This is a genomic window from Butyrivibrio sp. FC2001, from assembly GCF_000424125.1.
Classification (GTDB): Bacteria; Bacillota; Clostridia; order Lachnospirales; family Lachnospiraceae; genus Butyrivibrio.
The window spans coordinates 18,833-43,039 of record NZ_AUJH01000011.1; the positions used below are offsets into that span (position 1 = coordinate 18,833).

The window sequence follows — 24,207 nt, forward strand, 5'->3', positions numbered from 1 at the left end:
AACGGCAAAAAATAATCAAATATCGATATCAATTCAATTATAAAACGTGATTAAGGGGTATAAAAGCAAATAAGTATAAAGAAAAAATAAACATATCTTCGGCAGGAATTTAATTATTCAATATCGTTAAATAATTATTGGCAAAAAGTGATAATAAGACCGCATTTTTTGGTAGGCGTACCGTCATAATTTACAGAATAATATGAATTACGACATTGTGCACTTTGGGGGGATTGCACAAAAGCACACATTTTTATAAGGAGGTTTAAGAAAGGTATGCACAAAAAGATGTTGGGGTTGTCTTCATTGCTCATGGCAGGAATGCTGACAGTTTCATCTGTAGGAACGGGGGCGTTACATGTTTATGCCGCAGAAGAGCCGGCAGTAACAGATTCTGCAGATGAAGAGCAAAAGGACGAGGTGCAGGATGACGCAAAGGACGGGGATGTTGCTAAGGATCCTGAGGAAGTTCAGTCTGACGAGGAGGTAAAGCCGGAGGAGACTAAAGCTGAGGAAGAGGAAAAACCTGCTGCTGAAGAAGCAGAGGAGAAAGCTCCTGAGGCGGTGGATAACAAGGAAGAGGTGACACCTACAGAGGATAAGGCAGATGAAGATAAGGATGAAGCTGCCAAGGAGAAGACTGAAGGTGAAGATGCTCCTGAGGCCGGCGATGAGGTTGAGCCCAAGAAGGAGTATGACGTAAGTGAGAATGCTCCTACACTTTATCACAGATGGAAGAAGAATGAGGTAAAGGGTAGGATAGAGTTTTCCGGTCAGTATGATGAATACATCTACGATTTGGGCGAAGATATATCTGCTGAACAGTTAAAGAAGATAACAATCAAGATTAAGGATCAGGAAGGTAAAATAGCCGTTAAATTACATAATGCTGCTACCATCAACGATGGAAAATCTCAGGTTAAGGTAGACTATTTTAATGATCCGCAGGACGAAATTGTTTTTACAAATGATTTTGATGGTTCTGTAAGATATATTGGCATAATGTCGTTGGAGGATAAAGAGTATGGAGTTACTGTTGATGATATAAAGGTTGAAAAGGATGATAAATCTGACGAGCCCGGTGAGTATGAGAAATTCCTTACCTTCGAGGGCGAAGACCTCAAGTTCATCGAACAGTGGGATGGAGAGGAAGTAGAAGGCTCCGAGCTTGTATTTGATCAGGAATGGCGTGAATACAGACTTGACCTTGGCGAGACAATTCCTGGAGAAGATGTTAAGTCTGTGACATTTACATTCGCTGAGCCTACAAAGAATCTTGCAATAAAGACCTATGGAGGCTTAACAGACGAAGGTAAGCACAAGGAGCTTAAGGCTGATTACGGTAAGAGCGGAAAGACAAGCTATACTTCATATCCCGGAGTAACAGGTGACGTTGATGCTGTTGCAGTTATGGCTATGAGTGAACAGGAATTTCCGTTTACCTGCAAAGTTGAGAAGGTTCAGGTTGTTGTTGATGTAACACCTGAGGAACTCAGACCCAAGAGCGGCGTTGAGTATGATATCGTTGATCTTCGTGATCCGGTGACAGCACTTCTTGGTGATGACTTCATTATCGGTACTGCAGCAAGTTATGATGAATTTGCAGATGATATGGAGATGGAGCTTGCTTATAAGCACTTTAATGGCGTTACACTTGGTAATGAGCTTAAGCCTGATTCAATGCTTAAAAAGAATGCCAAGATCATAACAGTAGAGATCGGTGGTGAGGAAATACAGGTTCCTGAGCTTGACTTCACAACACCTGAGGATCGTCTCGACAGATTCGTTAAGTGGAATGAAGAGCATCCTGACAAGCAGATCAAGATCAGAGGTCATGTACTTGTATGGCATTCACAGACACCGGAGTTCTTCTTCCATGAAGACTACGATACAAGTAAACCTTATGTAACTCCTGATGTTATGAATAAGCGTCTTGAGTACTACATCAAGAGCGTAGCTGAGCATTTTACTGCTGAAGGAAGCAAGTATGCAGGAATGTTCTACGGATGGGATGTTGTTAACGAAGCTGTAAGTGACAGCAGAGGGACCTACAGAAATGGTGATGAGAACTCATCATGGTGGAGAGTATATAACTCACCAGAATTTATCCAGAATGCATTCGTATATGCAAATAAATATATGGATCCGAGCATTGCTCTTTTCTACAATGATTACAATGAGACAGTTTCAAGTAAGGTAGACGGTATCTGCGAGCTTCTTAGAACAGTTAAGGCAACACCCGGTGCAAGAATCGATGGTATGGGTATGCAGGCTCATTATCAGATCGATGCAGGTCAGCCTTCAATTGCACAGATCAAGGATGCAGCAAAGAGATATGCTAAGATTGTTGATCAGATTCAGATTACAGAGCTTGACTTCAAGGGTGCATCAAGTGCTAAGGATGCAAGACTTGCACAGAGATACAAGGATGTATATGACACAATCAGAAGACTTAGAAATGAAGGCGTAAACTTCACAGGTATGACAATCTGGGGAATCACAGATAAGCATTCATGGCTCCAGACTGCAAACAACAACGGTGGTGGTTCAAACGGAAACTCCAAGCAGTATCCTCTTCTCTTTGATGACTACTACAAGGCAAAGGAATGCTTCTATGCGATAGCAGAGGCAGGAGAGCTTGAGCCTGAAGTAAAGAATATTACACTTGTTCAGAAGCTTAGCGATGATTTCACAGCAGGAGAGTCCTACGAGTTCGGTGAGGGTGAGACTAAGGCTACATTCGTTCCCATGTGGAAGGATGGAGAGTTAGATGTAAAGGTAACCGTCACAGATGCTACAGATGATGCAAATGACAGCTTTACTGTTTTCACAGATGACGGAGCAGGCATCAAGTCTACAACAGTTAAGAGATCAGAAGCAGCAGCTACTGAGACAGGTTATGAGAAGGTACTGGTTATTGATGTAGATGCAGACGCTCTTATGGCTAACGCAGTTAAGATGGATGTTACAGTTACAGACGGTAACAAGACATTTGCATTTGGAGATACAACACTTAAGCAGGCAGAGTCAAGCAAGTACTTTGCAACAACAGTTATTAAGCCTCTTCTTCCTGTAGGAAAGGGAACAGTAGAGATAGATGGTGATGCTTCTGATGATGCATGGAAGGATGCTACAAAGGTTCAGCTTTCAATCAACACAGGTTCTCCTTCAGCAGCAAGTGCCAAGATCCTTTGGGATGAGGAAAATCTGTATGTTCTTGCAGAGGTTAAGGACGCTGACCTCAACAAGGATAACTCCAATGCATGGGAGCAGGATTCAGTTGAGTTCTTCATCGATGAGAACAATGCTAAGACAAACTCCTATGAGGCAGATGACAAGCAGTACAGAGTAAACTTTGAAAATGTACAGAGCTTCAATGGTACAAAGTGTAAAGAAGAGAATATCAAGTCAGCAGCTACAGTAACTGAGGATGGATATTTCATCGAAGCAGCATTTAAGTGGACAGACATTACAGCTGTGACAGGAACAAAGGTTGGATTTGATGCTCAGCTCAACGACGCTGATAAGAGCGGAAAGAGAGTAGGAACAATCAACTGGGCTGACAATTCAGGTCAGGGATATGCATCAACAGCAGGTCTTGGAACACTTCTCCTTACAGATGATACTGCTAATGTTGAGCCCGCTAATGATGAGCCCGCTCCTGCAGTTGAGGCAAAGGTTGAGGTTGAGGCTCCTGAAGGAAAGGTTCTTACATACAATGGTAAGGAACAGGTTGGTGTTGTTGATGGCGAAGGCTTCACACTTACAGGCAATAAGGCTGTTAACGCAGGCACATACAAGGCAACCGCAACTCTTAAGGATGGCTTTACATGGAAGGGTGGAAGCACAGATAAGAAGACTATCACATGGACAATAAAGAAGGCTGAAAACACAGCTTCTGTAACAGGAAATACTGTTAAGATCAAGAAGTCCAAGGTTAGCAGGAAGTCCGTTAAGTATGCATTATCCAAGTTCGTAAAGGTTGATAAGGCCGAGGGTGATGTTACTTATGAGAAGGTTAGCGGCAACAAGAAGATTAAGATAAACAACAAGACCGGAAAGGTAACCATAAAGAAGGGAATCAAGAAGGGAACCTACAAGGTAAAGGTAAAGGTTACAGTAGCAGGAAATGACAACTTCGAAGCTACAGAAGAAACAGTAACATTTAAGGTTAAGATTAAAAAGTAATAAGTAATTATGTAATCGCCTGACCGGCCAAGGCTGGTCAGGTGTTTTTCTATGATTGTTTTTTAACAAAGTTTGTAAATTTCTGATATAATAAACTGAATTTATACAGGGAGGTTTCTTATTTTGGAACAAGATAATCGTAGCTCATTTTCAGGGAAGATTGGTTATGTGCTTGCGGCAGCAGGTGCATCTGTAGGACTTGGTAATATATGGAGATTTCCATATCTCTGTGCCAGGTATGGAGGAGGAATATTCCTTCTGGTCTATATTATTCTCGCACTGACCTTTGGATACACAATGATAATTGCCGAGACAGCTATCGGACGTACTACCAAGAAGAGCCCGGTGGGCGCCTTCAGGGAGCTTGGCAAAAATGAACAGATGCAGATTGGCGGATGGATAAATGCCATCATACCTATGCTGATCGTGCCTTACTACTCTGTTATAGGTGGCTGGGTATGCAAATATCTGTATGAGTACATCACGGCAGATGCTGCAACAATAGCGACAGATGATTTTTTTGTAAACTTTATTACTGACGGTTCTAAGGCAGAGCTTTGGTTTATAATCTTTATGCTTCTGGTGGTTCTGGTAATTATCATGGGCGTGGAGAACGGCATTGAAAAGGTGTCAAAATTCATTATGCCCATTCTGCTGATATTGGCTGTGGCTATTTCAGTCTATTCTGTATCAAGACCCGGAGCTCTTGCAGGTGTTAAATATATGCTTTTACCGGATATGAAGCATTTTTCATGGATGACAGTGGTTTCAGCCATGGGACAGATGTTCTATTCACTGTCCATAGCCATGGGTATTCTTATTACTTTTGGCTCCTATGTGAAGGATGATGTAAGTATTGAGGAATCAACAAAACAGGTTGAGATTTTTGATACAGGAATCGCTGTACTTGCCAGTCTTATGATCATACCTGCAGTATTTTCATTTTCAGGCGGAGATCCGGACAGCCTTAACGCAGGTCCTTCACTTATGTTCATTACAATGCCCAAGATTTTTGCAAGCATGGGCTTTGGTAAGGTGATCGGAATTCTTTTCTTTGCACTGGTTCTTTTTGCAGCAGTGACAAGTGCTATCGCTCTTACAGAGAGTGCTGTTTCTACATTCACTGATGAGTTTAAGTGCAGCAGAGGAAAAGCTACAGGAATAATGGTTCTTATAATGGTAGGCTTGGGAAGTCTTTCCTCACTGGGAAATGGTCCGCTTTCAAACATCACCATTTTTAAGATGCAGTTCCTTGATTTCTTTGACTTCCTTACAAACTCAGTTATGATGCCTATAGCTGCATTCGCTATCTGCATGCTGGTTGTTAATCATATGGGAGTTGAGAAGGTTGAAGAAGAGGTTACTCTGAACGGACATCCTTTCAGAAGACGCGCGGTATTCAGGTTTATGATCAGATTTTTATGCCCACTCTTTGTAATCATCATTTTGTTCAGCTCAGTGGCTCAGGTTCTTGGTCTTATAAGATTTTAATTTTTTTACTTTAACTGTAAGTTTGTGCGTGATATAATCATAAGGGCTTTCGGGTAACCCCGAAGGCTCTTTTTTTGTAATTTTTTATATGGTCTCATAACGGAGGAGATGAATATGGGAGAAAAAGGTAGAGCTATTTATGATGCGTCCACATTGGGGAAGAAACGGATGATGATTCTGGGACTTCAGCATATGTTTGCAATGTTTGGCGCGACGATTCTGGTACCGATACTGGTCAATGGTTATTTTCATGGCGAGGGACTTTCGGTACAGGTAACACTGTTTTTTGCAGGTGTTGGAACTCTTCTGTTCCATATATTTGCTAAATTCAAGGTTCCTGCATTTTTGGGTTCTTCATTTGCTTTCCTTGGAGGCTTCGCTACTGTAGCTGAGCTGAACACAGGTAAATTTGCAAATATGACATACGGTGAGAAGCTTCCGTATGCTTGCGGCGGTATTGTTGTAGCAGGATTTCTTTATCTTGTTCTTTCATTATTTATTAAGCTGGTGGGAGTTAAGAATGTTATGCATTTCCTTCCTCCTGTAGTTACAGGTCCCATCATCATTTGTATAGGACTTTCTCTTGCACCCTCTGCAGTTAGTAATGCAGCAGTTAATCCTTTCCTTGCAGTAATTGCACTGGCTATCGTAATTGCCTTCAATATCTGGGGAAAGGGTATGTGGAAGATCATTCCTATCCTTATGGGGGTTGTTATTTCTTATCTTATTGCACTTGCAATGCACCTGCTTGGAATGACAAATGTCGACGGCAGCGCAATTTTGGATTTTGCTCCTATCGCTTCTGCAAGCTGGGTTGGACTTCCTCCCTTCATCATTGCCAAGTTTGACATCTCTGCAATCCTCGTAATGGCACCTATCGCTCTGGCTACAATGATGGAGCACGTTGGAGATATCTCTGCTATATCAGCTACAACAGGTAATAACTTCCTTGAGGAGCCCGGACTTCACAGAACTCTCTGGGGTGACGGCCTTGCAACTGCTCTTGCAGGATGCTTCGGAGGCCCTGCAAATACTACTTACGGTGAGAACACCGGAGTACTTGAGCTCTCAAAGGTTTATGATCCCAAGGTAGTAAGACTTGCAGCTTTCTATGCTATTATAATCAGCTTCATTCCTAAGATCACAGACGTTATAGGAACAATGCCCACAGCCATCATCGGTGGAATAAGCTTCGTTCTCTACGGAATGATCTCAGCTATCGGTATCAGAAATGTAGTAGAGAACAAGGTTGACTTCACAAAGTCAAGAAACCTTATTGTGGCTGCTGTTATTCTCGTAACAGGACTTGGCTTCACTGAAGGATTTACCTTTACAATTGGCAATACTTCCGTTACTCTTACTTCACTTGCTCTTGCAGCTATTTTCGGAATTGCACTTAATGCAGTTCTTCCCGGAAATGATTACAGCTTTGGTGAGAATTATCAGGGCGATATCAACAGAGGTGTAAGCTTTAACAATATTCCTAAGGAAGACTAAAACGGAATATTAAACTTTTCTAAACAAGATATAGTAAGCACCATATGTGGTATGATTACCATATATGGTGCTTATTTTCTTATATTAAGGGGGTTACGTATGCTGAAGGATTTCGTAGCAACTGATATTCCGGAAGAGGAAGAACTGAAAGCTAAGCTGAAGGAAGAGCGTTCAAAATTATCCGCTTTTCAGATGAAGATAAAAGAGGCAGGACTTCCTGTAATGGTACTGTTTGAGGGCTGGAATGCCGCAGGAAAAGGGGCTGTTATAGGTAAGGTAATACGAAACATCGATCCCAGATTTTTCAAGGTGGCAACGTTAGACAGAGAGCCCAGCCATGAGGAAAAGAGATATCCCTTCTTATATAGATATATGAAGGAGATTCCTGAGGCGGGAAAGTTTCAGTTTTTTGATACCTGCTGGATGGAGGAAATAGTTGACGGAGTTCTCCAGGGCAGTATGGATGAAGAGACCTATGCCACAAGAATACATTCTATAAATGTAATTGAGAGGCAGCTCTGTGACAATGGATATCTTGTTGTGAAGTTCTTCATGAATATATCCAAGAAGGAACAGAAAAAGCGCATGGATCACCTTCTGGACAACAAGAATACCAGCTGGCGTGTGACGGATGCGGATATCAAGCAGAATAAGCAATATGATGATATTCAGGAGGTCTATGACAGATACCTGTCTGATACAAACCAGTCAAGAACTCCCTGGTATATCATAGATGCAACGGATAGAAAGTTTGCAGAGCTCCAGGTTTTGCAGTTCCTTAATCAGGGAATAGACATAGCTCTTAAGAATCACGCACTCAATGTGCCGATTTTACAGAATACCTTTCCTATGGAGAAGGTTCAGAAGCTGTCTGATATTCCGCTTAATGATAAGTTCCTTACAGATGAGGAGTACAAGCTTGAATTAAAGAAGCTTCAGAAGGAGCTAAAGAGCCTTGGTCCCAAGATATACAGAAAGAAAGTGCCTGTAATCATCGCTTATGAGGGCTGGGATGCAGCAGGTAAGGGCGGAAATATCAAGAGGATAACGGCTGCGCTTGATCCCAGAGATTATGTGGTTGAGCCCATTGCAAGTCCGGAGCCTCATGAAAAGGCAAGGCACTATCTCTGGAGATTCTGGACAAGGCTGCCAAAGACAGGGCATATCACCATATTTGACAGAACCTGGTACGGCAGGGTAATGGTTGAGAGGCTTGAGGGCTTCTGTTCGGAAAATGACTGGCAGAGAGCCTACAATGAGATAAATGAGTTTGAGAAGGAGCTTCATGACTGGGGCGCAGTTATCATCAAATTCTGGGTTCAGATTGATAAGGATACTCAGCTTGCCCGCTTCACAGACAGGCAGAACACGGCTGAGAAGCAGTGGAAGATAACGGATGAGGACTGGAGAAACCGTGAAAAATGGGATCTCTATGAAGGGGCAATTGATGAGATGATAGCAAAGACCAGTACGAGCTTTGCTCCATGGCATATCTTAGAATCAGTTGATAAGAAATATGCAAGAATAAAGGCGCTCAGGATTGTGATAGATGAAATAAAAAAGGCGCTGAAATAATAAGAAATAAAATAACCCGTCAGGTGGAAAGATTACCTCCTGACGGGATTTGTTTTAATTGGACATGGCATTTTTCTGAAGTGCCCGCTCTCTATACTCCTTGGGAGTAAGATCTGTTTTCTTTTTAAATATACAGTTGAAATAACTCTGTGAGCTGAAATTCAGGAGCGTACTGATCTCCAGATAGGACAGCTCTGTATTTGTCAGCAGGTGCTTGGCTTCGTTCACCCTGAGATCCTGCATGAAATCTGTGATGGAAGAGCCGGTCTCCTTATTAAACAGTGCGGACAGATATTTGGCTGAGATGTGAAGCTCCTTGGCAAGCTCATCCAGACTTATCTTGTCAGGAAGACGCTCTATGATGCGCTGTATGCACTTGTTTGTCATAGGTGAGTAGGAATCGTTTGTATATTTACCCATGTCATGTGAATTGCGGGCAAACTCGATTGCACATTTCTCCACAATGCGGGAAATCATTTCGTAGCTCTTGGCTTCTACCAGCTTCCTGGAATATTTCAAATATCTGTTATAGCAGGAAACGCTGTCGTTTCCGCTGTCATGTGAAGCAACTCTTGCCAGAGTAAGAAGCTCGGAAGCTATTACCTTGCAGCTCTGAACAGATGCTTTATTAGGGAAGAGAATACTTGTGGTATGCTCGTCCTTAAACATTGAATAAAGCTGATAGGTGTTGCCGTTGGTGATATAAATCTGGAAAAGATCTTCAAGTCTGCAGATCTCTGAAACCTCTGTGGATTCTAATGCTTCATATTCTGAAGCGGATTCAAATTCACTATTTTCATCAGAGGAATACTTCTCTATTACAGTAGATAAATTACCGGTTTCAAAGGTGGGCGGTGCCACATCAATAACCTGCTTAAGGAAATTGGTGATCTCAAGCTTGAAATCCTCGGTTCCCATTACGGGAAGAGCTCGGGAGAGAACACGCTTTTGTTCTGCGAACAGATTACCTGAAAAGCCCAGCTCCGGCCAGATGTTTTCTGTGGGATTAACTGTAAGTACGGGACCAACAACCATTGTATAGGTGCTATGCTTTCCTATAGAATAGGAAAATTCAAAATACATTACATAGGGATTATCCAGATTGAGATGATAACCTTCTATTGAATGTGCGACCATGAAGTTTCTGGCAAGAGGGCGCACGCACTCAAAAAGGTTGAGGATAGCAGCGGTTGAAAAGTTGGTATACGCCACATCCAGATTCTGATCAAAGAACCATATCGGGACTTTTTTCTCTTGGTAATAACTCTCCAGTCTCCATTTAACCAAAGAAGTATTTGTCTGCATAAAGTATTTTCCCTGACCCCTCAAAACAACTCTTACGCTCCCAAAAACATACTAATATGGTAATAAAAATACCAAGGTAAATTTTACATTAAAATGTGCGAAAAAACAAATTAATTGAGCAATATTTGTTATAACCGCAAGTATTGATTGTGAAAAGTGATATATAAAAGGTAGTTAAATTTGGATTAAATGTTAAAAATGAACAAAAGCGGAAATTTTTTTATAGATGTGGAATTTTTGATATAAAGACTTATGAACAAAATATTAAAATTCTATTATCAAAATATGAGCATGAGCTCACGATTAAACGAAAGGGAGGTAAGTTATGAAAAAGAACTTACAAAAGGTCATGTCACTTTTGTGTGTATCCGCTATTTCACTTTCAATGATCGCTGGATGTGGCGGCGGAAACAACGGTGGCACAACAACTGAGACTCCGGCAGCAACAACTGAGGAAGCTTCAACAGAAACATCTACTGAAGCTGCTGATGCTACAGCTGAGGAGAGCACAGAAGCAACAGAAGAGACAACAGAAGAGACAACAGAAGAGACCACCGAGGAAACTACAGAAGAAACAACAGAAGCTTCTGCAGACGGTGAGTCAACACCCAGAAATGAGACTCTTTACGAGGCCGGTCAGCAGTGGGGAACAATCAACGACTGGAACCCGATGTCAGCTAACTCAAACAACGGACTTGCTCTTTCAGCTAACGAGTCAGCTCGTGAACTTGTTTATGAGACACTTTTCATGTTCAATTCACTTGATGGCAAGCTCTATCCTCTTCTTGGATCAGAGTACAGCTGGAACGATGATCAGACAGAGCTTACTGTAAAGCTCAATCCCGATGCTAAATGGAGCGATGGCTCAGCTTTCACAGCTGAAGACGTAGCTTATACTTACGACACACATGTGAAGTATCAGTCTTCACAGGGTGCTGATTTCTCAACTTATGTTGATTCTGTAGAAGCTGTTGATGATTCAACAGTTCTCATCAAGGCTAAGGTTGAAAACGGCGTTGCTGTTAACCCTCTTAAGGTTACTTCAATCCTCAATACAATGTACATGATGCAGAAGGCTTATCTGCAGACTGTAGAGGAGAGAAACGGTGAGGATGCTGATAAGGTTAAACAGGATACTATGGAAGATCTTGTTCACACAGGCCCTTATGCTCCTTACATTTCTAACGACCAGAAGGCAGTTCTTCAGAGAGATGACAACTATTGGGGACAGGCAGACTCCATGTGGGGTAAGCTTCCCGTTCCGAAGTACATCGCTCACACAATCTATAAGGACAATGCAGCAGGTCAGGTTGCGCTTTCTCAGGGCGAAGTTGATGTCTGCCAGCAGTTCATCACAGATGTACAGAACCTGTGGCTCGAAGATAATCTTCCGATTTCCACATGGCTCGATGATGCACCTTACGGCGCATGCGAAGTAATGCCTTCAATGTTCTTCAACACAGAGAGAGAAGGACTTGATCAGAAGGAAGTTCGTCGTGCAATCGCTATGGCAGTTGATTATGAGCAGATCATTGCATCCGCTATGTCAGGCCAGTCACCTACATTTGCTGAGTATCCGAGATCAGTTGTTGGACCTACAGACGGCGAGAGAAAGTATGTAGATTTCGATGCTATCGCAGATCTTCAGTGGGATAACGCAGACGTTGACGGCGCTAACAAGCTCCTTGACGATGCAGGAATCGTTGATAGTGACGGCGATGGAATCCGTGAGTACAACGGCAAGAACCTTTCCTTCAAGGCTGAGTGCCCTACAGGATGGTCAGACTGGAACGCTTCTATGGAAATCGTAGCAGCAGCCGGCGAGAAGATTGGTATTGATATCCAGACATACTTCCCTGAGGCTTCTTCCTTCTACGATGACATGACAACATGTAACTTCGATATCTGCATGTGGTCAACACCCGGCGCAGGCGTTATGAACCCTTACTCAAAGGGAATGTTCTACTTCTCAGAAGAGTATGCAAAGCTTGCATCTAACTGGAGTGGTAACTTCGGTCACTACATGAACGATGATGCTGAGAAGATCCTTGAGGCTCTTCCTGCAGAGACAGACGAAGCTAAGCTTAAAGAGTACTATACAGAACTTTCAAGAATCCTTCTTGATGAGTGCCCTGCAGTTGCTCTTATGTATCGTCCTACATTGTTCTATGCTGTAAACGAGTCTGTATGGACAAACTATCCTGCAGCTGATGATGGAAGAAATATTCCTCCGACAGACTGCACAGACGGTTATGGTATTGCAGCACTTTACGAGCTTGAGCTTGTTGAGTAATACATAAACTAAATACTAGATTTAGGTAAACTGGGGCTGCCGTTAGTGGCAAAAAACGCTTGCGGCAGCCTTTTTATACGAAAAAATAAGCAAAAAATGGTAATGTAACCGGCGTATGATTGCAGAAGGGAGGTTTTTCAATTGAAAGGGTATAAAAAATACTATGGTCAGAAATTGTTCTGGTATTTTCTGACACTCATTTTCGCCGTAATCCTCAATTTCATTCTGCCGCGCCTGATGCCCGGAAATCCTGTTTCCGCTATAGCATCAAAGGCAGTAAGCGGTATGACAGATTCAACGGCTATTCAGAAGGTTTTAAATGATTATGCAGCAAAGTTCGGTATCAACGAACCTATGTACAAACAGTTCTTTATGTGGCTTGGAAATGCATTAAAGGGTGATTTTGGTGTTTCCTTCAGCCAATATCCCAGACCTGTATCCGACATTATTGCCAAGGCTGTTTGGTGGACAGTAGCTCTGCAGCTTCCTGCAATTATTGTTGGTTGGATACTTGGTAATCTCCTCGGAGCGATTGCTGCTTATATCAAAGGTGCTTTTGATAAGGTAATCCTTCCTGTTTTCCTTTTCATCGGAAATATACCGGCATTCGGAATGGCAACAGTTCTTCTTTATCTTTTTGCTATCAGACTTAAGATCGCACCTTCATCAGGTGGTTACGGATATGATCTTATTCCGAATATGAGCTGGACATTTATTAAATCGATTATCGCGCACTACCAGCTTCCTTTCTGGTCAATCGTTCTTATAACAATCGGCGGACAGGCAATCGGTATGCGTTCAATGTCAATATATGAGTTAAATGCAGACTATGTAAAATACTCAAGATTCCTTGGTATCAAGGACAGAAAGATCGTAGGTTATGTGTTCAGAAACGCTATGCTTCCTCAGATCACAGGACTTGCTCTTTCACTTGGAACAATGATGGGTGGTGCTCTCGTTGCAGAGATGATCTTCTCCTATCCCGGACTTGGAATGACACTTCTTACAGCTGTAAACGGTCAGGATTATCCGCTGCTTTCAGCATGTACACTTATTATTACTATCATGGTTCTTATAGCTAACCTTGCGGTTGAACTCCTCTATGGTGTTATCGATCCTCGAGTTAAGGCTAACCAGTTAGATTAAGAAAGGGGAATGAAAGATGAAAAATACAATTAAACAGATTTTCCATTCCGGTAAATTCCTCTTTGGTTTTGTAATTTTTATGTTCATACTGCTTACGGTTATCATCTATCCTATTTTTGTAACAGCTGATCCGCTGCAGATGATAGGACAGGGTAACTTCTTTAAACCGGGTACTTATGTATCTGTTGAGGAATCAACACTGGAAAAGTCATATACATTACAGATTCCCAAGCAGTTTTCAAAGCTTGAGATGGTACTTGATATTGATACAAGAGCAAATATTCAGGACTTCCTTATTAAGCAGGCAGGCGTTGCTGAAGCAGATATCGACGTAACTAATGCTGAGGAGCTTGTAGCATTATGGAAAGCTAATTATGATCCCAATACAAAGTATAAGGGACTTACAACAGCTAAGAGAAAGGCTCTTAAGAGACTTGATAACCAGATTACAGCAGCTATGAAAGAATCCGGAGTTATCATTGCAGAGAAAAATGAAGAGGGTGAGCTTAAACAGAGTAAGGTCATCAAGGATACAGATTATGTAAACATTAGCGATGTTACAACAAAGACCTTCCTTCTTGGAACTGATAACTTTGGTCGTGACGTTTTGACAGAGCTTGTTGCAGCAGCAAAGTCTTCATTAAAGATTGGTCTTCTTGCAGGACTTATCGCTACAGCAATTGGTCTTCTCCTTGGACTTCTTGCAGGATACGTTGGCGGACTTGTTGATAACATCATCATTTTCATCACAAACCTGTTTACTGTTATTCCTTCTTTCGTAATCCTTATCCTCATTTCTTACTCAGTAGGAGATAAGGCAAGAGGTATTGCAATGGTTGGTATTATCATCGGTATTACATCCTGGCCCTGGACAACACGTTCAGTTCGTTCACAGGTAATATCACTTAGAAACCGCGATCACGTTAACTTATCAAAACTGTCCGGACACAGCATGTTCAGGATCATCTTCACAGATATCCTTCCTTACATCGCTTCCTACGTTGTAATGGCTATGATCCTTCAGATCTCATCAGGAATCCTTGCTGAGGCACAGCTTTCCATGATCGGTCTTGGACCTGCTACAACAAAGACAGCAACTCTGGGACTTATGATGCAGTGGGCTATGCAGTATTCAGCACATCTGAATGGTTCATGGTGGGCATACTTCCCGGTAGTAATTCTGATAGCGCTGATTTCATTCTCCTTAAACCTTATGAACACAGGAATGGATCAAGTATTCAACCCGCAGCTTCGTGATTGATGGAAAGGAAAGGTTAAGTATGGGAAAAGTAATGCTTGAGGTTAAAGACCTCAAAACAAAATATGTAACCAGATTCCATGAGGATGTGTATGCGGTTGATGGTGTTTCCCTTAAGGTAGAAGAAGGAAAATCACTTGGTATTGCCGGAGAGTCCGGATGTGGTAAATCAACACTTGCACTTTCACTTATGGGTTACTATTTCGCCCCACTTCATTATATAAGTGGAGATATCATAGTAGACGGTCAGACAATTTCAAATATGAAGCCCGACGATGTACGTCGTAAGATACTTGGTAACGAGATCGCATACATCCCTCAGGCAGCTATGAATGCTCTGAACCCTACACAGAAGATTATTCGTTTCGTTGAGGATGTTATTCATGCTCACGGAATCAAGATGACAAAAAAAGAGATTTACGATATGGCAAGAGAGCGTTTTGCTGAGCTTGGTCTTCCGGAGGATGTACTTGAAAAGCATGCAGTTGAGCTCTCAGGTGGTATGAAACAGCGTACCGTTATTGCAATATCAACAATTCTTTCACCTAAGGTACTTATTGCCGACGAGCCTTCATCAGCTCTTGACGTTACATCTCAGAAGATGGTTATCAGAATGATGAGACAGCTTATGGAAAAGGGCTACATCAAGTCCATGATCTTCATCACACATGAGCTTCCCCTTCTGTACAATGTAACAGATGATATCGCAGTAATGTATGCTGGACAGTTCGTAGAACTTGGAACAGCCAAGGAGATGGTATTCGATCCGGTTCACCCTTATGCTAAGGGACTTATGGGATCCATCATCGTTCCTGAGGAAGGAATGAAAGCGCATGAGCTTACAGCTCTTCGCGGAACACCTCCGAACCTCAAGAACCCTCCGAAGGGATGCAGATTTGCTCCCAGATGTCCATATGCAGTACCTACATGTACAGCTATGGCACCGGATGAAAAAGAATTTGAGAATGGCAGATGTTATCGCTGCCTGATGTCAGTAAGAAAACTTAGGGAGGTATATGCTAATGGCAACGAATCAAAACCAGAGCCCGAAACAGAATTTGACTGATGCTAATAAGCCGGCACCGAAGCCTTGCCTCTCAGGAAGAGGATTAACAAAGGTATTTGGCCTTGGTAAAACTCAGAAAGTAGCAGTAGATCATGTTGATTTTGACTTCAATGAAGGCGAGATCGTTTCTATAGTAGGTGAGTCAGGAAGTGGAAAGACAACTCTTTCAAAGATGCTTCTTGGACTTTTGAGCACAACTGAAGGAACAATTGAATATCAGGGAAAGCCCCGTGATATAAGCACAAATGCTAAGAAGAAAGAGTATTGGAAAAACATCCAGCCCATCTTCCAGGATCCGTTTTCATCCTACAATATCTTCTATAAGATTGATGCGGTTCTTGATGACTGCTTAAACATGAGAGGCTTCAAGAATCTTCCTGAAGAGCAGAAGATACAGATGAAGACAGAGGCCTGTAGCTTCGTTAACCTTAAGTATGCAGAGCTTACAAACAAGTATCCCTTCGAGCTTTCAGGTGGACAGATGCAGAGACTTATGATCGCAAGAATCTTCCTTCTTAAGCCGAAGATCCTTATGGCCGATGAGCCTACATCCATGATCGATGCCTGCTCAAGAGCAACAATCCTTGATATGCTCTTAAAGCTTCGTGATGAGATTAACATGACTATCATCTTCATCACACACGATATCGGACTTGCTTATTACATTTCCGATAAGGTATATATCATGGAGCATGGTAAATTCGTAGAGTCAGGCTCTGCTGAGGACGTTATCATTAATCCTCAGGCTGAATATACAAAGAGACTTATCAGCGACGTTCCGAAGATCTACGAGAAGTGGGATCTTGATACGGTAGTCAGCTGATAAAAACCGACAAACTTAAGCTTTTGACCTACCTTATAATGATTAGTGTATGCTTCAGGTACCCCGCTGTTATGGCGGGGTATTTGAGTTTAGGCGAAAGGTGATCTGATTTTGATTTATCACGTTAAAAGACTAAAATTTTGTGTAGATTTTTTTATATTAAATGGCGTATAATGCGGTTTATGGAGTTTCGTTGTGAGCATAGGCTCACGGAAGGAGGATAAATGAGCACTAGAATCGGTATTATCGGATATGGAAATCTTGGAAAGGGAGTGGAACTCGCTGTAAAGGAAGCAAAGGACATGGAGCTTGTTGCTGTATTTACAAGAAGAGATCCCGCATCTTTAACAATAAAAACTCAGGGCATCCCTGTTGTTTCTGTAAGCGAAGTTGAGAACTGGAAGGATAAGATTGACGTAATGATCCTTTGCGGCGGAAGCGCTACAGATCTTCCTGTTCAGACACCTGAGTATGCAAAGCTTTTCAATGTTGTAGACAGCTTTGATACACACGCAAGAATTCCCGAGCATTTTGCAAACGTTGACGCAGCTGCTAAGGAAGCAGGCAAGGTTGCTGTTATCTCATGCGGATGGGATCCCGGAATGTTCTCCCTTGCAAGAGTTTACTCAAATGCAATCCTCCCTGACGGAAATGATTACACATTCTGGGGCAAGGGTGTATCACAGGGTCATTCTGATGCCATCAGAAGAATCGAAGGTGTCAAGAATGCAAAGCAGTACACAATCCCTGTTGAGAACGCACTTGAAGCAGTAAGAAGCGGAAAGAACCCTGAGCTTACAACAAGAGACAAGCACACCAGAGAGTGCTTCGTTGTCCTTGAGGACGGCGCTGATGCAGCTAAGGTAGAGAAGGAAATCAAGGAGATGCCCAACTACTTTGCTGATTACGACACAACAGTTCATTTCATCAGCGAGGAAGAGCTTCTTAAGAACCACAGCGGAATGGCTCATGGCGGTTTCGTATTCAGAACAGGTAAGACAGGCGCTGACAAGGAACATAATCATGTAATTGAGTACAGCTTAAAACTTGATTCTAATCCGGAATTTACAACAAGCGTACTTGTTGCAGTAGCAAGAGCAGCAGCTCGTATGAACAAGGAAGGCCAGACAGGCTGCAAGACAATACTTGATATTCCTCCGGCATACCTTTCAGATAAGAGCGGAGAAGAACTTAGAGCACATCTTTTATAATTTTATGATACCTAAAAGGAAGGCTTTATGTCTTCCTTTTTTGATTGCAATAAAACACACAAAAGTTTACTATATAAAGAGAACTATCTTTTCAGTATTTTACGTGACAAATGATGATTTTTTAGGAGATGAATTATGCCAAAGGGAACAAATCAGAAGCTTAAACTTTATTATCTGTCAAAAATACTTATGGAAGAGACTGATGATGAGCATGGACTTACCATGCCGGACCTTCTTAGCGAGCTGGAAGCCTATGGTGTATCAGCAGACAGAAAGAGTATTTATACGGATATAGAGGCTCTTAATGACATAGGTCTTGATATTGTCGGTGAAAAGAGTGGCAAGTACTATGTTTACCACATAGGAAGCAGAAAATTTGAGCTTGCTGAGCTAAAGCTCCTTATTGATGCTGTTCAGTCCTTCAAGTTCATTACTGAAAAGAAGTCAAATACGCTTATTAAGAAGCTGACTACCTTTGCAAGCATGTATGAGGCTTCGCAGCTTGAGCGTCAGCTTGCCGTTCAGGGCAGAGTAAAGACCATGAACGAGAGTATCTACTACACAGTTGATGATATTCATGCTGCAATTCTGAATAACAAAAAGATCAGCTTCAGGTATATGACCTGGGATACGAATAAGAAACTTGTTCCCAGAAAGGATAAGACATATGTAATAAGTCCCTGGAGACTTACCTGGAATGATGAGAATTATTACCTTATAGCCTTTGATTCCGAGTCAGGTATTATCAAGCATTACCGCGTGGATAAGATGGACAGGCTTGAGATCCTTGATGAGAAGCGCGAAGGAAAAGAACATTTTAAAGCCTTTGATCTTGCTGCATATACAAACAGAGCCTTCGGAATGTTTGGTGGCGATGGGACAATGGTTACCCTGTCTATTAAGGATGAGATGATAGGCATTCTGATTGACAGGTTCGGAAAAGATATATCTGTTAAGCCGTCTAAGAAAAAGGGATGGACAGATGTCAGAGTTGAAGTGGCTGTGAGCGATCAGTTTTTCGGATGGATATTTGGACTTGGTACCAACGTAAAAATCACGGCGCCTGCTTCTGTAGTAAAAGCGTACAAGGAAGAGATAGATAATCTCATAGAATTCTACAAATAAAATAATGCTCCCATTTATGAAACTGTGCTATAATTTGTCTGCATTTTTGCTAATGTTTCATTAAATGGGAGATTTTTTAATTATGAAAAAGGACAAAATCAAGCCGATGCTGTTTTCCGTGATGAAAAAGTACACGGCGAAACAGTTTACTACTGATGTTATTTCCGGAATAATTGTTGCGATCATTGCGCTTCCGCTGTCAATAGCCCTTGCGCTTGCATCAGGCGTTGGACCGGAGGAAGGCCTCTATACTGCAATCGTTGCAGGCTTTATTATCTCATTCCTTGGAGGAAGCCGTGTTCAGATCGCAGGTCCTACAGCAGCATTTGCAACGATCGTTGCGGGCATAGTTGCCACAAACGGAATGGAAGGTCTTATGATGGCCACCATCATAGCCGGTATTCTACTTATTCTTATGGGACTTTTGAGACTTGGAACTCTCATCAAATTTATCCCCTACACAATCACAACAGGATTTACCGCAGGTATCGCGGTTACTATTCTTATTGGACAGATCAAGGATTTTCTCGGACTTACATATCCCAAGGGAACAGTTACTATCGAAACAACTGAAAAGCTTGAAGCTATTGTGAAGAACATAGCGACTATCAACTATCAGGCCCTGATAGTAGGTGTGGTTTGTCTTGCAGTTCTGGTTATCTGGCCCAAGTTCTTTGAGAAGATTCCGGCTTCACTTATAGCTGTTATCGTGGGAATCCTTATGGTAAAAGTACTTGGAATGAAGGTTAATACCATAGGTGACCTTTATACAATAAACGGTGGACTTCCTAAGTTCCATGCTCCTGTATTCAGCTGGCAGCTTATAAGAGCCTCATTTTCAAACGGTTTTACAATTGCTATCCTCGCAGCTATCGAGTCACTTCTTTCAGCTGTAGTTGCAGATGGCATGATAGGCTCACACCACAGATCAAATATGGAGCTTATCGCTCAGGGTTGCGGTAATATCGGTTCAGTTCTGTTTGGAGGTATTCCTGCAACAGGTGCTATTGCAAGAACGGCAGCCAATATTAAAAACGGTGGTAGAACACCTATAGCAGGTATTGTCCATTCAATAGTTCTCTGCCTTGTGCTTGTAGTACTTATGCCTTATGCAGCACTGATCCCCATGCCTACCATTGCGGCAATTCTTTTCCAGGTTGCTTACAATATGTGTCAGTGGAGACCTTTCACACATCTTTGTAAGACAGCTCCTAAGAGTGACATTATCGTGCTTGTATCTACTTTTGTTCTTACAGTAGTATTTGACCTTGTTGTGGCTATTGAAGTTGGTATGGTTCTTGCTTGCCTTCTTTTTATGAAGAGAATGAGCGAAGAGACTTCAGTTCGCGGATGGACTTATGTGGATCCTGATGATGCAGACCTTGAGAAGCAGGATCCTGACAGCATTGACCTTAAGGTAATACCTAAGCATGTTCGTGTGTATGAGATTAACGGCCCTATGTTCTTTGGTGATGCTGATGCTCTTGCCAATATCACCACCAAGGAATTTACCAAGTGCCTTGTTATCAGAATGAGGAGTGTTCCTGCACTTGATGCTACAGCTATGAGATCACTTGAGATGCTCTATGATGACTGCAAGAGTAAGGGTGTACGCCTTATCTTTTCACATGTTAACGAGCAGCCCATGAGAACTATGGAGAAGGACGGCTTTGTTGAAAAGGTAGGAAGAGAGAACTTCGCTGCACATATTGATGAAGCCCTTGAAAAGGCAGCTGAAACAAAATAAATGAAAAGATATAACCCCCCAGGGGGCTTATAATATATTCTTTGTTGTACTAAACTTCTATTCGTGACTAATGATCATGAATAGGAGTTTTTTATTATGAAGAAAAAAGTTTTATCTATTTTACTTACCGCAGCTATAGCGCTTAGTGCAGTAGGCTGTGGAGGCACAGGTAATACAAATACCGAAAGCTCAAATGAAAGTGCTGAGAGCACAGAGACTACCGGAGATCAGTCAGATGCTGAGACAGGTAGCGAGGGAGCAGATCATGCTGAGGCAGATAGTCAGGATGCAGCAACTGAGGAATCAGCAGCATCCGATGGAACAAAGATCCTTAAAACTGCAGCATCATTTGCATATCCCAGCCTTGATGTGCACAAGGAATACTATGGCTGGTATACATCAATCTATGGTGTTTCCGAGGCGCTTTTCAAAATGAATGAAAATATGGAAGCAGCACCATGCCTTGCTAAGGATGCTACAGTTGACGGTAGTGTCTGGACAATCACATTAAATGATGGCGTTGCATTTTCTAACGGAACACCCCTTACAGCTGAGATGGTAGTTAAGAATCTTCAGAGAGTAGCAGAGGTGAATGAGCGCTTTGCTTATCTTGCAGATTTCGAGATGTCAGCAGTTGATGACAAGACCATCACAATTGATACAAAGGAAGTTTATCCCACACTTCGTAACGAGCTTGCCAGCCCTGAGCTTGGAATGGTGGATCTTGATGCTACAACAGATTTTGATAACGATCCCATTTGTACAGGTCCTTTTGTAATTTCAAGCTTCCAGCCTGAGGGTGACGTAGAAGTTGCAAAGAATGAGAATTACTGGGGCGGAGATGTAAAGCTTGACGGCGCTGTATTCTACTACATGCAGGAGGATGATCCGAAGCTTCTTGCAATGCAGAGCGGTGAGATCGATTGCTACAACAGCGTATCTTCAGCAGCACTTGCCGTATACGAGCAGGAGCCTGAAAATTACAACGTGGTATCTATTCCCGGTGCAAGACTTCAGTTCTACATCCTTAATGAGAATACTCTCGATGATGCTGTAAGGCAGGCGATTAACCTCACTGTAGATAAGGATAAGATTGCTGAGTACTTATCAGGAACAGTTTCACCTGCAGTAGGACCTTTCAGCACAAGCGCTGAGTATGGTAAGGTTACGGTACCTGCTGTGGACACAGATAAGGCTAAGGAGGTTCTTGAGGCGGATGGTTACACACTTGGAAGTGATGGCATCTATGAAAAAGATGGCCAGAAGCTTTCCATCAATATTAAGTACTATGCAGCAAGATCTCTTGATACACTTGCGCTTCTGATTCAGGAGCAGCTCAAGGCAGTTGGAATTGACTCAGTGCTTGGAGTGGAGGAAGATCCCGATTCAACATACATTGCAAACAGCGACTTTGATCTTGCGCTATATTGCATGATCGCAGATAAGTCAGGTGATCCGCTTTATTTCATCGAATCAACTCTTAAGGACGGTTCATATTATGACTGCGGCGGATTTGATGATGCTCATTGCGAGGAGCTTATAGATCAGCTGAAATTTGAGACGGATACCACAAAGAGAGCAGAGCTTGCAAATGAGATTGTTCAGATAGCAATCGATGATAACGCCTTCGGATATGTTGGACTTTTCAATAACACAACAGTTCTTCGTCCCGGTGTTACAGGCTTTGCTGAGAATATTCCGTTTGATTTCTACGGAATAGATGCGGAGACAGATATTAAATGATAAAAAAGGCGATTGTAAAAATTGTCAGTTTGATTTCCATATTGATAGTTTTGAGCTTCTTTGTATTTGCACTTCTATATCTGGCACCCGGTGATCCCGCAGAGAAGAGACTTACCTCTCAGGGAGTTGCGGTAACAAAGGAAGTGCTTGACGCAGAACGTGAAAGACTCGGTCTTTTAAAGCCATTCCTCGTTAGATACGGGGAGTGGCTTGTCCGCGTTATCAGAGGAGATTTCGGAGTGTCCTTTAAGGACGATATGCCTGTAGCACCAAAGCTTTATGCAGGACTTAAAAACACGACTATTCTCGCTATGACAAGTCTGCTCCTTTCTCTTGCAATATCATTTTGGTTATCAATTCTTTCAGCAATCCGAAAGAATGGTATTGCGGACAATATCATAAGGCTCTTTTCCTTTATTGGTAATTCGCTGCCAAACTTCCTCATATCCGTTTTGCTCATGTATTTTTTGTGTATAAAAATCAAGCTTTTTCCGGTAATTGCAAAGGGAAATGTTCAGGGGCTCTTCATGCCTGTAATGTCACTTTCAATTCCCATGACCTGCAGGTTTATCAGGCAGATGCGCACGGAATTTCTGACACAGATGAAAGAGGATTATGTTGTCGGAATGTGGGGCCGGGGTGTAAAGGGAAGATACATAGTGATTAATATTTTGAGAAATTCCATCGGACATATTTTCACTATAATAGCGTTGCAGATCGGAACGCTTATGGGAGGAAGTGTTGTAATTGAGACTATTTTCAGGTGGCCAGGCATAGGTAAGCTTGTTATGGATTCAATTACGGCGAGAGATTACCCTGTAATAATGGGCTTTGTAATAATAATGGGAACAATATATGTGGTGATAAATCAGCTATCAGATATACTTAGTCACTGCATGGATCCAAGGACTAATTTATGAAACATGGAACGCGTAGAGAGAAAAGGCTTAGAAACAGAATAATTGCCACGGCTGTGCTTGCACTTTTGATAATTCTTGCGACTACATTTGCTGGGATTCTGGCTCCAAATGATCCTTATGCCACAAGCGCATCCTCTATAAGAATGGCACCGGGGGCACAGTATCCCTTTGGAACGGATAACCTTGGGAGATGCGTTTTTTCAAGAGTTTTGTATGGCGGAAGAACTACGATTGCTGCTACCTTTCTGCTGGTATTCATCTCGTTTTTGATAGGAACCGTGATAGGAATGTTGTGCGGATACTATGGTGGAATTCTTGATACAGTGCTTATGAGACTTGCGGACATTATGCTAGCCTTTCCTCAGATGGTGGTTGCAATTGCAGTAGCGGGAATATTAAATGCCGGAATGACAGGAGCCATGGTGGCCCTTGGAATTACTATGTGGGTCAGCTTTGCGAGACTCGCGAGGAGCCATACCTTTTCAATAAAAAATGAGGCTTACATTCAGGCTGCCTTTTTCGCGGGAAAGAGTGATTTTTATATAATCATGGTTCATATATTTCCCAATCTTCTGGCGCCTGTTCTGACAAATGCACTGACTCAGATAGGAACGACCATGATAGGTTTATCGGGCCTGTCGTTTTTGGGGCTTGGTGTTGTACCGCCAAAGGCTGAATGGGGCTCCATGATAAGTGAAGGAAGGGCGTATATTCAGATAGCGCCATGGGCAGTGCTTTTCCCGGCATTTGCGACGATTATCACAATTATTATCTTCAATTATCTTGGGGATGCTGTGATGGATTACATGGAGGTGTGAC

At 42.3% G+C, this 24,207-nt stretch carries 16 protein-coding genes; 15 read left to right on the top strand and 1 reads right to left on the bottom strand.

Annotated elements, in window-relative coordinates; genetic code table 11:
- The first annotated feature begins 276 nt into the window (after positions 1 to 276).
- The 4 genes from G601_RS0105125 (at position 277) to pap (ending at position 8,751) form a co-directional block, all read left to right on the top strand.
- The gene (locus G601_RS0105125; protein ID WP_026664697.1) at positions 277 to 4,188 is read left to right on the top strand and encodes an endo-1,4-beta-xylanase; all 3,912 of its coding nucleotides are present in this window, start codon (positions 277 to 279) and stop codon (positions 4,186 to 4,188) included.
- Positions 4,189 to 4,308: 120 nt separating this feature from the next.
- On the top strand, positions 4,309 to 5,679 hold the full coding sequence (locus G601_RS0105130) for a sodium-dependent transporter (protein ID WP_026664698.1): 1,371 nt from the start codon (positions 4,309 to 4,311) through the stop codon (positions 5,677 to 5,679).
- 114 nt (positions 5,680 to 5,793) lie between these two features.
- Positions 5,794 to 7,176 (top strand): uracil-xanthine permease family protein, encoded by a 1,383-nt coding sequence (locus G601_RS0105135; protein WP_026491694.1) that lies wholly within the window; start codon positions 5,794 to 5,796, stop codon positions 7,174 to 7,176.
- A gap of 99 nt (positions 7,177 to 7,275) precedes the next feature.
- Positions 7,276 to 8,751: a polyphosphate:AMP phosphotransferase gene (gene pap / locus G601_RS0105140; protein ID WP_026664699.1), complete on the top strand. Its 1,476-nt coding sequence runs from the start codon at positions 7,276 to 7,278 to the stop codon at positions 8,749 to 8,751.
- Positions 8,752 to 8,805: 54 nt separating this feature from the next.
- Here pap and G601_RS24695 read toward each other — a convergent pair whose 3' ends face one another.
- Complete coding sequence (locus G601_RS24695; RefSeq protein ID WP_026664700.1) at positions 8,806 to 10,056, bottom strand: AraC family transcriptional regulator; 1,251 nt, start codon at positions 10,054 to 10,056, stop codon at positions 8,806 to 8,808.
- Positions 10,057 to 10,381: 325 nt separating this feature from the next.
- Here G601_RS24695 and G601_RS0105150 point away from each other — a divergent pair, with 325 nt between their 5' ends.
- The 11 genes from G601_RS0105150 (at position 10,382) to G601_RS0105200 (ending at position 24,206) form a co-directional block, all read left to right on the top strand.
- Positions 10,382 to 12,349 (top strand): ABC transporter substrate-binding protein, encoded by a 1,968-nt coding sequence (locus G601_RS0105150; protein ID WP_026664701.1) that lies wholly within the window; start codon positions 10,382 to 10,384, stop codon positions 12,347 to 12,349.
- A 141-nt stretch (positions 12,350 to 12,490) separates the two neighbouring features.
- Positions 12,491 to 13,495, top strand: coding sequence for an ABC transporter permease (locus G601_RS0105155; protein ID WP_026491698.1), 1,005 nt, complete (start codon positions 12,491 to 12,493; stop codon positions 13,493 to 13,495).
- 16 nt (positions 13,496 to 13,511) lie between these two features.
- Positions 13,512 to 14,756, top strand: a complete 1,245-nt coding sequence (locus G601_RS0105160) for an ABC transporter permease (protein WP_026491699.1) — start codon at positions 13,512 to 13,514, stop codon at positions 14,754 to 14,756.
- 19 nt (positions 14,757 to 14,775) lie between these two features.
- The gene (locus tag G601_RS0105165) at positions 14,776 to 15,819 is read left to right on the top strand and encodes an ABC transporter ATP-binding protein (protein WP_026491700.1); all 1,044 of its coding nucleotides are present in this window, start codon (positions 14,776 to 14,778) and stop codon (positions 15,817 to 15,819) included.
- The gene (locus tag G601_RS0105170) at positions 15,776 to 16,642 is read left to right on the top strand and encodes an ABC transporter ATP-binding protein (protein WP_081673392.1); all 867 of its coding nucleotides are present in this window, start codon (positions 15,776 to 15,778) and stop codon (positions 16,640 to 16,642) included. The genes G601_RS0105165 and G601_RS0105170 overlap by 44 nt, the downstream gene beginning before the upstream one ends.
- Positions 16,643 to 16,866: 224 nt before the next feature.
- Positions 16,867 to 17,853, top strand: a complete 987-nt coding sequence (locus tag G601_RS0105175; protein WP_026664703.1) for a diaminopimelate dehydrogenase — start codon at positions 16,867 to 16,869, stop codon at positions 17,851 to 17,853.
- Positions 17,854 to 17,988: 135 nt separating this feature from the next.
- Entirely contained in the window at positions 17,989 to 18,978 is a 990-nt protein-coding gene (locus G601_RS0105180; protein WP_026664704.1) for a helix-turn-helix transcriptional regulator, read from the top strand.
- 82 nt (positions 18,979 to 19,060) lie between these two features.
- Complete coding sequence (locus G601_RS0105185) at positions 19,061 to 20,725, top strand: SulP family inorganic anion transporter (protein WP_026664705.1); 1,665 nt, start codon at positions 19,061 to 19,063, stop codon at positions 20,723 to 20,725.
- Positions 20,726 to 20,821: 96 nt separating this feature from the next.
- Entirely contained in the window at positions 20,822 to 22,468 is a 1,647-nt protein-coding gene (locus G601_RS0105190) for an ABC transporter substrate-binding protein (RefSeq protein ID WP_026664706.1), read from the top strand.
- The gene (locus tag G601_RS0105195) at positions 22,465 to 23,388 is read left to right on the top strand and encodes an ABC transporter permease (RefSeq protein ID WP_026664707.1); all 924 of its coding nucleotides are present in this window, start codon (positions 22,465 to 22,467) and stop codon (positions 23,386 to 23,388) included. Before G601_RS0105190 ends, G601_RS0105195 begins: the two co-directional genes overlap by 4 nt.
- Positions 23,385 to 24,206 carry an ABC transporter permease gene (locus tag G601_RS0105200; RefSeq protein ID WP_026664708.1) on the top strand — a complete coding sequence of 274 codons (822 nt, stop codon included), beginning with the start codon at positions 23,385 to 23,387 and terminating at the stop codon, positions 24,204 to 24,206. Before G601_RS0105195 ends, G601_RS0105200 begins: the two co-directional genes overlap by 4 nt.
- Position 24,207 lies beyond the last annotated feature (1 nt).